Here is a 9,936-nt window from a genome sequence, read left to right as displayed (position 1 = left end):
CCGGCGGGCCCGCCACGCCCTGGCCCGCGCGCACGGGGCGGAACCGGGCCCGGCGCTGCGGGCCCGCCTGTCCGAGGTCCTCCAGCACGCGTAGGCGCACGGATGCGGGGCGCGGCCCGTACGACAGAGGTTTCCTCGCCGTCGTACGGGCCGCGCCCCGCATCCGCTCTGTGCTCGTTCCGTTCCGCGCCCGTGCCGCATCCCGGCCCGGTCGGGCCGGAGCCGCCGGGCGGAGGATGCGCCGTCAGCCGACGCGAGCCAGCCGGTCGGCCGTGGCGGAGTACTCCGCGGGCACCGGGTCCAGGGCGGCCTCCGGCCCGGTCATCAGGATGGAGCGCTGCAGCCGCCGCAGTCCGGCCGAGGGCTCCAGCCCCAGATCGCGTACGAGCGACTGGCGCAGCCGCTGGTAGACACCGAGCGCCTCGCCCCGGCGGCCCGAGCGGTGCAGGGCGAGCATCAACTGGCCGTGCAGGTTCTCGTGGGTGCGGTAGCGGTCCGCCAGGACGGTGAGCTCGCCGAGGAGTTCCCGGTGCCGGCCGAGCCTGAGGTCGGCCTCGATGCGCTGGTAGAGGGCGCACAGCCGGGACTCCTCCAGGCGCCGGATCTCCAGCTCCAGCTGCGGTCCGGCCGGTATCCCGGCCAGCGCGGCGCCGTTCCACAGGGCGAGGGCCTCGGACAGCCGGCGGCTGGCACCCGCGAAGTCCTCCGCGTCCAGCGCCCGGTACCCCATGCCCGCGAGCCTGTCGAACTCCCGTACGTCGTGGCTGCCCGGCGAGGTCCGCAGCAGATAACCGCCGGGAGCGGTGACGAGGACGTCCTTGGCGGTACGGGTCACGGCGTCGGCGGGAGCGTGACGCAGGGCGGCGGTGAGCAGCTCCCGCAGTTGGAGGATGTAGGTCTGCAGGGTGGTCCGGGCGCTGCGCGGCGGCCGGTCGCCCCACAGCTCCTCGGTCAGCACCTCCACCGGCACCACCTGGTCGGCACGGAGCGCGAGCAGTGCGAGCACCTGGCGGGGCTTGGGCGCGGACGGAGTCACCGGTATCCCGAACTCCTTGACGGCCAATGTGCCCAGAACTTCGATGTCCACGCCGTATCCCCTGTTCGTGTGTCCACACTTGCGGTCATGAGCCATCGGGCTCGCTTGGTCCGGTCCGAGTTAAAAACAGGCCGCGCGGTTTGTCAATATAAAACCGCCTGGACTGTTTCTTTGTAGACCTCACGCAACCGCCCCGCTCCGGGCCTCACGACCCACGCAGGCTGAACTGAGCTGGGGATTCACCCCTCCCTACCGAGGATCACGGAAGGTCGGCGAAGGCTGAAACTCGCCCCGACCAAGGGCCGTCACCGCATCCCGCGACCTCAGAAACCAGCAGATCCAGCTGTCCCGTGATCAGTTACGGCCTCCGTTACAGACCGCCCGTCGGCCGGATCCGTGGGCATCGCGACGACGCGACCCCTCGACACGCGCGATCACCGATAGCCCCGGACCCGAAACAGACCGCACTCCCTCTTTTCTGTGCCCCCCGAGCCGCCCCGAAGGGCCGGGCCTCACCCGGCGCGACCGCAGAGCCGCTGCTACGGCCGCATTCTGGACGAGACGAGACCCAGGACTAGAAACCGGCATGCTGGTTTGATACTGATGGTGTGTGCAGTGACCCGCTCACGAGGAGCCACCATGAAACAAGAACGTGCCGTACGCACCCGCCAGGCACTCATCCACGCCGCCGCCGAGGCGTTCGAGCGCAACGGGTATGTCCAGGCGAAGCTCTCGGACATCAGCGCCCGCGCGGGCGTGAGCGCCGGTGCGCTCCACTTCCACTTCACCAGCAAGGCCGCGGTGGCCGCGACCGTGATGGAGGCCGCCGCGGACGGCCTGCGCCGGGCGGCGCACAACGCCCAGCGCCCCGACATGAACGCGCTCCAGCGGCTGACGGCGACCACCTATGCCCTGGCCGAGCTGATCCGCACGGACGTGGTGGCCCGCGCCGGCTTCCGGCTGAGCTGCGAGTCGCCGCACCGGACCTCGCTCGACCTGCTCGGGGAGTGGGAGGGCTGCGTCCAGCAGCTCCTCGCCGAGGCCGACCGGGAGCGGCTCCTCGCCGACGGCGTGCGGCGGCAGGACATGGTCACGGCCATCGTCGGCGCCACCACCGGCTTCGAGGCGCTCGCCCGCCGGCAACCGGACTGGCTGCTGCCCGTCACCCTCCGGCGCTTCTGGCGGCTGCTGCTGCCCCGGCTGACGACTCCGGAGACGCTCGCCACGCTGCTGAGGGCCGAGACCGAGTCCGCCACCGGCGCCGGAGGCCGGGGAAAAGGCGGCCGGCGGGGCGCTGACGGCGCCGCCGCTCATCCGCCCGCCCTGTCCGTCGCCCGCTGAAGCCGGAAGATCTGGCTCCGAATCTCGTCGCCTCCATGACACCCTCAAGTCTGTGAAAAAAACCGGCGCGTCTGTATATTCGACGTCGGACCAACTCAGCACTTGTCGTTCACGTTTGTCATGACCTTGGGGGTCTCGTCATGTCCGTGCACACCACCGTCCTCACCGCCCCGTCCCGGCCGCGCACCTCCGCAGCGGTCCTGCGGCGGCCCCTCGAGTCCTCGCGGATACCGCAGGTCCCGGCGCCCGCCCCGCAGGCCCCGGTGCTCACCACGACGGTTCCGCGGCAGTTCGTCCACCGGGCCGCGCTCGCCGAGGTGCTGCTGAGCGACTGGTCGGCGCGGGACGGCGGGGGGTACACCGTGACCGCGCAGTGGCCGCGCCGGCACAGCTTCTTCGCGCTTCCCGAGGACACGCACTACGACCCGCTGCTGATCGCTGAAACAATCCGTCAGGCCGGTACTCTTCTCGCTCACGCAGAGCTGGGCGTTCCGCTCGGCCATCAGTTCCTGATGAGCGAACTGTCGGTCTCCGTCCTCCCGGACCACCTCCAGATCCCCGCGGCACCGGACACCGTGACCCTGGAGGTGACCCACGACGCCGTCCAGGAGCGGCGCGGACAGCACGTCGGGGGCAGCTACCAGGTGGTCGCCCGCATCGGCGGCCGCACGGTGGCGACCGGCGGCGCCACCTACACCTGCATCTCCCCCCGGGCCTACAGCCGGCTGCGGGCCTCGGCCGCGGCCGAGGCGGCGCCGCTGACCCCGCCGGTGCCGCCGCAGCACGTGGGCCGCCTCTCCCCCAGGGACGTGGTGCTCTCCCCCGCCGGCGGCGACGGCGACTGGACGCTGCGCGTCGACACGCGGCACCCGGTCCTCTTCGACCACCCCGTGGACCACGCACCGGGCATGCTGCTCGCCGAAGCCGCCCGTCAGGCGGCCACCGCCGTCGTCGGCCCCGGCTCCGTGGTGCTCTCCCTGACCGCGCGCTACCGGCGTTACGTCGAACTCGACGCCCCGTGCGCGGTCACCGCCCGCCTCACCGGCTCGTCCCCGGCCGAGGCCACCGTCGTCGTCACCGCCGAGCAGCAGGGCGCCGAGGCGTTCGAGGCGATCGTCACGGCCCGGCCGGCCCGCTCCTGCTGACCCGCCGTCTCCCCGGCCGTTCTTCCTCCTTCCCGCTCCCCGCCTCTGTCCGGGCGGCGCCGAACGCAGTAAGATACGTACTTGTCGGTTTCTTTGTGTGAGCCTCCATCGGGTTCATCGAGCAAAAGGAGGCAAGGCTGTGCCGAAACAAGACCGCGCGATCCGGACTCGTCGGAGGATCCTTCTCGCGGCGGCCAAGGTCTTCGAGGAACGCGGCTACCAGGCGGCCACCATCACCGAGATCCTGAAGACGGCCGGGGTGACGAAGGGCGCGCTCTACTTCCACTTCCAGTCCAAGGAAGAGGTGGCGCAGGGCGTCCTCAACGGGCAGGACCTGCAGCTGGCCATCCCCGAGCGCTCCTGCAAGACGCAGGAGGTCGTGGACACCGTGGCGCTGCAGGCCTACCGGATGCAGACCGATCCCATGGTCCGCGCCGGGGCCCGGCTCACCCTCGACCAGCAGGCCATCGACCTGGACCGGCGCGGGCCCTTCACGCGCTGGAGCACGGTGATGGGAGAGATGCTGGAGCAGGGCCGGCAGCGCGGTGAGCTGCTCCCGCACGTGGTGCCCGCGGAGACCGCCGAGTTCCTGGTCGCCGCCTTCGGCGGGGTGCAGTCCATGTCGCAGGTCTTCAACAACTACCGGGACCTGGACCAGCGGATCTCGGTGATGCTGCGTCACGTCCTGCCCAGCGTGGTACTTCCCTCGGTGCTCACCGCGGTGGACTTCTCGCCCGGGCGGGGAGCCGCGGTCTTCGCCGAGGTGGCCGGGCCGGCGGCACACGACCAGGACCATGAGCACGAGCAGGAGGACGTCGTCCCGGAACAGGTCCCGGCCGCCGCCACCGCCTGACCGGCCCGTCCGGCACGTCACCCCGGCACAGCCCCGGGACGGGCGCCGTTGTGCCCGTCCCGTGAACGGGATGTGCCGACAAGGGTGTTGAGAAAACCGGTTCGTCCGTATCTTATGGGGGAGTGCTTTCGCACGGCCGAACTCATGGGGGGGAACTGGGATGACGTCAGCGGCACGCCCTGCGGCACACGACACGGGGCCGGTCTTATCCGTCCGGGCCGGCCAGGACCCTCCCGTCGCCCCGTCCCTGACGACCACCGTCCCCCGCGAGTACGTGCACCGCTCGGCCCTGTCCGAGGTGTTCCTCACCGGCTGTCTCAGCCGCGCAGAGAATCGTTTCTCTCTGACCGGTCAATGGCCCAGGGCCCACGCCTACTTCAGCCCCACGGCCCACCGGCACGATCTGTTGCAGGCGGCCGAGACGATGCGGCAGGCGGCACTGCTCCTGGCGCACACCGAGTACCGGGTGCCGCTCGGCCATCGCTTCACGCCCTGGGACGTCTCGCTCGCCGTGCTCCCCGGCCGTCTCGCCATAGGCCCCGCCCCCACCGAACTGGAGCTCGACGTGGTCGGCTCCGACCTCGTCGGCCGGGGTGAGGGATCCCTGGAAGCGGTCCTGGAGTTCACCCTGCGCCGCGAGGGCGAGCCGATGGCCACCGGCCACCTGCGCTTCTCCACCTCACCGCCCGCCCCGGACGCCGGTGACCGCGGTGCGCCTCCCGCTCCCCGGGCCGCGTCCGCCGCCCCGTCCCCCGAACTCTTCGGCAGATCCTCGGCCCACGACATCCTGCTCGCCGACCGGGCCGCGGGCGCCTGGCGGCTCGCCCCCGACCCCACTCACCCGGTCCTGTCCGACGACGGCGGCCCGGTCGCCCACCTCGTCGCGCTGGAGGCCGCCCGCCAAGCCACGCACGCCTTGGTCGGCCCCGCCCGGGGCGGCCTGTCGATCACCGAGATCACCTGCGCCTTCGTACGGCAGCCGGACCCGCGGCGCGCCTGCTGGATCGACGCCGCTCTCCTTCCCGCACCCGGCTCGGGCCCGCTCACCGTGCAGGTGACGGCCCGTCAGGACGGTCGTGCGGTGTGGGAGGCCCAGGTGCGCGGCGGCATCACACCAGGGCTCGGGTGAGGCACGCGGGCATCCTCGGGAGGAGCCCGCGACAAACAGCGCAGGCGGTTTCCTTACTGCGGGCCCGCGCACACGGGGGCAGACATGCGCCCGGCGGCCCTACGGGACGTGGGCGAAGGCCTCCACATGATCCTTCGCCCACGCCTGGAAGCTCCCGGCCGGACGCCCCGTCACCTCGCCGACCGTGTCCGTCACCTGGGCCTTGGCGCCCGCGCGCTGACGTTCGGCGCTGTGCAGCAGTGCCTCGACGACCGGAGCCGGGCAGCGCGCGCCCAGCGCGACGCGTGCCTGCTCGGGAGTCAGTTCCTCGAACCGCAGCGGCACTCCCAGCAGCCGGCCGAGCTGATCGGTCTGCTCGGCCGGGGTGATCGCCCGGGGCCCGGTGAGGGTGTACGCCTGTCCGGCGTGCCCGTCCTCCGTCAGGACCCGCGCGGCGACCTCCGCGAGGTCCCGGGGGTCGACGCACGCGTTGGCCGACGTCCCGTACAGCGCCCGCACCACGCCTTCGGAGCGGACGGAGGCGGCCCAGGACAGGGTGTTGGACATGAACGACCGGGGCCGCAGCAGGGTCCACTCCATGCCGGAGTCGCGCAGCAGGTCCTCGTTGGCGCGCTGCCACCGGGTGATGAGGTCGTCGGCCCCGGGATCGAGCACGGCCGCCGCGGAGAGCTTCACCACGCGCCGTACCCCGGCCGTGCGCGCCGCGCGGAGGAACCGGGCGTCGTCGTCACCGCCGACGTCGGTGGTGACGAGGAACGCGGTCGTCACCCCGGCCAGCGCGCGGGCCAGCGCCCCGGGGTCGCGATAATCCCCGGCGACCTTCTCCGCCGTCGGCGCCGCGCCCGTGACCCTGCCGGGTTCCCTGGCCATGACCCGTACGGGCGGACGGGCGGGGAGCCGCCGCAGCACTTCGCGTCCCACCGTCCCGGTGGCACCGGTCACCAGGATCATCCGGGCTCCTCCTTCTTCTCACTGTTCCGGTGCGCGCACGCCCGCCGCCCGCGCACCGCCCGCCGCCGGTCGATTCACCCGGCGGACACGCTCGCCACCGGGTCGCCGTCGCGGGTGCCCCCGCCGAGGTACGCCGACAGGGCGGAGCGCAGATCCTCACCGCCCGGCGCCCAGGCGATGTAACCGTCCGGCCGGACCAGCAGCGCGTCACAGGCGAGCTCCGGCACCGGCTCGGCGTGCACCACACGCAGCTGCTCGTACCGCTCCCCCGCCTGCTCCAGCCGGCTGCCGCCCGGCTCCCCGAAGAGCAGCAGCAGCGGCCGTCCCGCGCGCAGCAGCCCGATCACATCGGTGCGCCCCTCCCGGGTGGTCAGGGCGACGTTGTACAGAAACCTTCCCTCCCAGGGGGAGGCGGCCGCGGTGCGCGCGGGCAGGACCGTGTCCTGGGCGCTGATCATGGCACCGAGGAGCGCGCTCTCCCCTCCTCCGGCCAGCAGCTCGGCGAACAGGGCGCGCAGCGGGTCGAGTCCGGGGTCGGGCCGCATCACGGCGAGCTGGGCCCGGGTGTTGTCGATGACGCGCTGGGCGGCGGGCCGGCGTTCCCGGTCGTAGGTGTCGAGCAGTCCCTCGCCCGCGGTGCCGAGCACCGTGAAGGCCAGTTTCCAGCCGAGGCCGACCGCGTCCAGCAGTCCCGTGCTCAGCCCCTGGCCGCCGATCGGGAAGTGCAGGTGCGCCGCGTCCCCGGCCAGCAGGATCCGTCCCGCCCGGTAGGAGTCGGCGAGCCTGGAGAAGTCGCTGAACCTGCTCAGCCAGCGCGGCGACGTCATCGCGATGTCCCGTCCGGCGATGTACGCGACCTCGCGCCGCAGTTCCCCGAGGGTGAGCGGCTGATGGCGTGCGCCGTGCGCCCCCTCGCAGTTGAGGGTCCGCAGCCGGGTCACGCCCCCCGGTGCGTCCTTGGCGACGATCCAGCCGCGCGGGGTGCGGTGCCATCCCGGTCGCAGGGCGTCCGGATCGTCGAGCCGGACGTCGCCCGCCATCGCGGAGACGGTCGCCGGATACGTCCGTGAGGTGATGCCCGCCTGCTCGCGCACCGTGCTGCGCGCGCCGTCCGCGCCCACCAGATAGTCGGCCGTGCAGTGCGTCCGTCCGCCGGGGCCGTCCACCGTGACCTGGACGCCCGTCGTGTCCTGCCGCACCTCGACCGCCCGGTGCCCGCGCAGGATCCGCGCCCCGGCGGCGCGGGCCCGCCGCTCGAAGGACCGTTCCAGTTCGTCCTGTGGGCACTTCAGGATCGGTTCCGGCTCGGAGGCGGGAGCGGAGACGGCCAGTCCGGGGATCCCCGCGAAGTGGAAGGGGCTGCTCACCCGGCCTGCGGCGCCGGGCGCACCTACGTCGAGCAGGCCCCCGAGATGGCCCCGCCGGACCAGACACTGCACGGTCCGGGCGTGCAGCGTGGTCGCCTTGGGCCGTCCCGACACGGCGTTCTCCGCCTCGACGACCAGCGTGCGGACGCCGTACTCCGCCAGCTCGCAGGCGAGGAACATCCCCACCGGTCCGCCGCCGATCACGATGACCTGGCTCTGCACTGCGACTCCCCCTCCAACAGCCCGGCTCTCTGCGACGGCGGGCCGGCGCGGCGGACCAGGCGTGGAGCGATGGCCGGAGTCGAACCGGGCATCCAGGCGTAAGTGCCACCGATCCATGGTCAGAAATCCCCCGTCACCGAGCGCGACCGCTCGGACTCCCCATGCGCACACACTAGCGAAGCGCGGTCACGCGAGGCAGGGCCCTGGAGAAAAAAACCGTCCGGTCCGTCAGAAAAATGGATCCCGCACGCGAGCGTGAGGGCGGGCGGACCTCCGACGCCCGCCGAGCCCACCGTCCTCACGAAGCACGGGGAGCCGAGGGCGAAAAAGTGGTTGAACGCAGCCGGGCCGGGTTCCTAGGGTGTGAGGTACACGGAAGGGAGGTGGTTCGGCAGATGTATGAATTCCGGACGCGTGAGGTGACTGCGGGCTAGCGGCTCGCCACCACACTCAGTGCGGTGCCGGACCAGTGCGCGAGAGACGCGCGCAGCCGGCCCAATCCCAAGCAGTCACCCGACCCGCGAGTCGCCGGTACGTCCGGCCGGCTCCTCCTCCGGGAGGAACCAGACTCGCGGGTCGTCTGCGTTTCAGGGCCGCGGACGTTCAGCGACCGCGGACGGTCAGTGACCGCCGAAGGCTCAGCGACCGCCGAAGGTTCAGCGACCGCGGACGGTCAACCGATGCGCGATGTCAGTGCGCGATGTCGGTGTAGCCCTCGATCGCGCGCGGGTCGCGCGGGCCCGGGCCGATGTAGCGGGCCGAGGGCCGGACCAGACGGCCGGTGCGCTTCTGTTCGAGTATGTGGGCGGACCAGCCGGCCGTACGGGCGCAGGTGAACATGGACGTGAACATGTGGGCCGGAACCTCGGCGAAGTCGAGGACGATCGCCGCCCAGAACTCCACGTTGGTGGCCAGCACACGGTCGGGGCGGCGGGCGTGGAGTTCGGCCAGGGCGGCCTTCTCCAGGGCCTCGGCGACCTCGTAGCGGGGGGCGCCGAGTTCGCGGGCGGTGCGGCGCAGGACGCGGGCGCGGGGGTCCTCGGCGCGGTAGACGCGGTGGCCGAAGCCCATGAGGCGCTCGCCCTTGTCGAGGGCCTTCTTCACATAGGCCTCGGCGTCGCCCGTGCGCTCGATCTCCTCGATCATGCCGAGCACGCGGGAGGGCGCGCCGCCGTGCAGGGGCCCGGACATGGCGCCGACGGCGCCGGACAGGGCGGCCGCCACGTCCGCGCCCGTCGAGGCGATGACGCGGGCGGTGAAGGTGGAGGCGTTCATGCCGTGCTCGGCGGCGGACGTCCAGTAGGCGTCGACGGCGGCGACGTGCTTGGGGTCCGGCTCGCCGCGCCAGCGGATCATGAAGCGTTCGACGACGGACTGGGCCTTGTCGATCTCGCGCTGCGGCACCATGGGCAGGCCCTGGCCGCGGGCCGACTGGGCGACGTAGGACAGGGCCATGACGGCGGCGCGGGCGAGGTCGTCGCGGGCCTGGGCCTCGTCGATGTCCAGGAGGGGTTTCAGGCCCCAGACGGGGGCGAGCATGGCGAGGGCCGACTGGACGTCGACGCGGATGTCGCCGGAGTGGACGGGGATGGGGAAGGGCTCGGCGGGCGGCAGGCCGGGATTGAAGGCGCCGTCGACGAGCAGGCCCCATACGTTGCCGAAGGAGACGTGACCGACCAGATCCTCGATGTCGACGCCCCGGTACCGGAGAGCGCCGCCCTCCTTGTCCGGTTCGGCGATCTCCGTCTCGAACGCGACGACTCCTTCGAGCCCGGGTACGAAGTCGGACATCAGGCGGCTCCTCGTGATGTGGACAGATGTGGATGCTCTGCGGCAGCGGTTGGGCGTCCGGTGGATCCGCGGTCGTCGGTGCGGGGACTCGCGGTCCGGGA

8 protein-coding genes are annotated in these 9,936 nt (G+C 72.4%); 4 read left to right on the top strand and 4 right to left on the bottom strand.

The window, feature by feature from the left end; translation table 11 throughout:
- Window positions 1-244: 244 nt before the first annotated feature.
- On the bottom strand, window positions 245-1,087 hold the full coding sequence (locus N4P33_RS11510; RefSeq protein ID WP_260826267.1) for an AfsR/SARP family transcriptional regulator: 843 nt from the start codon (window positions 1,085-1,087) through the stop codon (window positions 245-247).
- 588 nt (window positions 1,088-1,675) lie between these two features.
- On the opposite strand from N4P33_RS11510, the gene N4P33_RS11505 reads away from it, so the two are divergent.
- From N4P33_RS11505 to N4P33_RS11490, 4 genes are all read left to right on the top strand, one after another.
- On the top strand, window positions 1,676-2,377 hold the full coding sequence (locus N4P33_RS11505) for a ScbR family autoregulator-binding transcription factor (protein WP_260826266.1): 702 nt from the start codon (window positions 1,676-1,678) through the stop codon (window positions 2,375-2,377).
- A gap of 140 nt (window positions 2,378-2,517) precedes the next feature.
- Complete coding sequence (locus tag N4P33_RS11500; RefSeq protein WP_260826265.1) at window positions 2,518-3,522, top strand: ScbA/BarX family gamma-butyrolactone biosynthesis protein; 1,005 nt, start codon at window positions 2,518-2,520, stop codon at window positions 3,520-3,522.
- Between the two features lie 139 nt (window positions 3,523-3,661).
- Window positions 3,662-4,375: a ScbR family autoregulator-binding transcription factor gene (locus N4P33_RS11495; RefSeq protein WP_260826264.1), complete on the top strand. Its 714-nt coding sequence runs from the start codon at window positions 3,662-3,664 to the stop codon at window positions 4,373-4,375.
- 274 nt (window positions 4,376-4,649) lie between these two features.
- Window positions 4,650-5,504 carry a ScbA/BarX family gamma-butyrolactone biosynthesis protein gene (locus N4P33_RS11490; protein WP_260826263.1) on the top strand — a complete coding sequence of 285 codons (855 nt, stop codon included), beginning with the start codon at window positions 4,650-4,652 and terminating at the stop codon, window positions 5,502-5,504.
- A 99-nt stretch (window positions 5,505-5,603) separates the two neighbouring features.
- Here N4P33_RS11490 and N4P33_RS11485 read toward each other — a convergent pair whose 3' ends face one another.
- The 3 genes from N4P33_RS11485 to N4P33_RS11475 all read right to left on the bottom strand — a co-directional run bounded on the left by N4P33_RS11485 (window position 5,604) and on the right by N4P33_RS11475 (window position 9,835).
- Window positions 5,604-6,455, bottom strand: coding sequence for an SDR family oxidoreductase (locus N4P33_RS11485; protein WP_260826262.1), 852 nt, complete (start codon window positions 6,453-6,455; stop codon window positions 5,604-5,606).
- Between the two features lie 74 nt (window positions 6,456-6,529).
- The gene (locus N4P33_RS11480) at window positions 6,530-8,044 is read right to left on the bottom strand and encodes an FAD-dependent monooxygenase (protein WP_260826261.1); all 1,515 of its coding nucleotides are present in this window, start codon (window positions 8,042-8,044) and stop codon (window positions 6,530-6,532) included.
- A 690-nt stretch (window positions 8,045-8,734) separates the two neighbouring features.
- Entirely contained in the window at window positions 8,735-9,835 is a 1,101-nt protein-coding gene (locus tag N4P33_RS11475; RefSeq protein WP_260826260.1) for a citrate synthase 2, read from the bottom strand.
- Window positions 9,836-9,936: the final 101 nt, after the last annotated feature.

The organism is Streptomyces sp. 15-116A, from assembly GCF_025290915.1.
In the GTDB taxonomy this organism is placed as follows: domain Bacteria; phylum Actinomycetota; class Actinomycetes; order Streptomycetales; family Streptomycetaceae; genus Streptomyces.
This window is presented reverse-complemented; position numbering and strand designations above follow the sequence as displayed.

Bases quoted from the DNA above. Each gene is read 5' to 3' on its own strand.
- N4P33_RS11505 (WP_260826266.1), top strand. From the start codon at position 1,676: ATGAAACAAGAACGTGCCGTACGCACCCGCCAGGCACTCATCCACGCC.
- N4P33_RS11500 (WP_260826265.1), top strand. From the start codon at position 2,518: ATGTCCGTGCACACCACCGTCCTCACCGCCCCGTCCCGGCCGCGCACC.
- N4P33_RS11485 (WP_260826262.1), bottom strand. From the start codon at position 6,455: ATGATCCTGGTGACCGGTGCCACCGGGACGGTGGGACGCGAAGTGCTG.
- N4P33_RS11475 (WP_260826260.1), bottom strand. From the start codon at position 9,835: ATGTCCGACTTCGTACCCGGGCTCGAAGGAGTCGTCGCGTTCGAGACG.